Source organism: Rhodoplanes sp. SY1, from assembly GCF_046000175.1.
GTDB lineage: Bacteria > Pseudomonadota > Alphaproteobacteria > Rhizobiales > Xanthobacteraceae > Rhodoplanes.
The window spans coordinates 1-1,141 of the sequence record NZ_JBEOMB010000399.1 but is presented as its reverse complement, the minus strand read 5'-3'; the positions used below and the strand labels follow the sequence as shown (position 1 = coordinate 1,141).

The 1,141-nt window shown below is 69.2% G+C and carries 2 protein-coding genes and 1 pseudogene; all 3 read left to right on the top strand.

Annotated elements, in window-relative coordinates; all coding sequences use genetic code 11:
* A pseudogene (locus ABTU92_RS29930) lies at positions 1 to 492 on the top strand (hypothetical protein); the annotation flags it as partial.
* Positions 489 to 782, top strand: coding sequence for a hypothetical protein (locus tag ABTU92_RS29925; protein ID WP_408095175.1), 294 nt, complete (start codon positions 489 to 491; stop codon positions 780 to 782). The pseudogene ABTU92_RS29930 and the gene ABTU92_RS29925, both read left to right, overlap by 4 nt.
* 8 nt (positions 783 to 790) lie before the next feature.
* A partial coding sequence (locus ABTU92_RS29920) for a DUF5131 family protein (RefSeq protein ID WP_408095174.1) occupies positions 791 to 1,141 on the top strand: 351 nt, incomplete at its 3' end.

Here is a 1,141-nt window from a genome sequence, read left to right as displayed (position 1 = left end):
CCGGGCGAGCTGTGCGACCCGAAGAAGGTGCGTGGATCGAAGAAAACCAACTGGATCGACCTGTTCCCGAAGCGGGCCGATGCGGGCCGCATGGTGCTCGGCGAGGGACTCGAGAAGACCCTCGCCGTGTGGCTCGCCCATCGCGTGCTCGGCCGCGACGGCGCCGGTACGGCCTATCGGGTCGCGGGTGATCTCGGCAACCTCGGCGGACCGGCCGCCGCCAATGTGCGGCATCCCACGGCGCGGCACCAGGCCTCGGGCCGTCCGCTGTCGGTCCGGGGGCCGGTGCCGGATCTGACGCAGCCTGCAATCGTGATCCCGGATCATGTGGTCGACCTGGTGATGCTCGGCGACTCCACGTCCGACGCCTTCGAGACGCGCTGCGCGCTCGCGCGGCCCTCGGCCCGCTACGCGCGCGAGGGCCGCACCATCCGGGTCGCCTGGGCGCCCGAGGGGCAGGATTTCGACGATGTGCTGAGGAGCGACACATGAGCAAGCGAACGACTGCGAAGGCGGACCCTATGCGCTCGGTCGATGTGACCGTGGAGCTTGCGGACCGACTTGCCAAGGCGACGAAGGAACGTGACCAGCAGTATGCCCGGGCCGAGGCGCTCGCGGAGCGTGTCCGCATCCTGACGACGGGTTTGTTGTTCATCGAGACGTGGGGACAGACGAACGGGAGTCCCTACGTCACGAGCATGGCGGCCGCTGCTCGCAAGGCTGCGACTGATCGCAATGCCGGCATCATCGCAGGTTCGGTCGACGAAGACCTTCCGTTCTGAGAATCGTCATGACCAAGAGCCGCATCGAGTGGACGGATCGCTCGGACTGGAACCCGCTCCGCGGCTGCACGCGCGCGTCGCACGGGTGCGGCGGGGCGGGTGGCGTCGGTGGCTGCTACGCCGAGGCGATGGCGGCACGGTTTTCGGACCCGGGCCAGTGGGGCCACGGCTTCGCCGAGCGCACGCCGGCTGGTGGCCGCTGGACCGGCAAGGTCGCGGTTCAGTGGGACCGGCTCGACCTGCCGCTGCGCTGGCGCAAGCCGGCGAAGATCTTCGCGTCGAGCACCAGCGACTGGTTTCACGAGGCTCTGCCGGTCGACGAAATCGCGAACCTGTTCGCGGTCGCGGTGGCAGCGGTG

Coding starts and splice junctions, on each gene's coding strand:
- ABTU92_RS29925 (WP_408095175.1), top strand. CDS start 489: ATGAGCAAGCGAACGACTGCGAAGGCGGACCCTATGCGCTCGGTCGAT.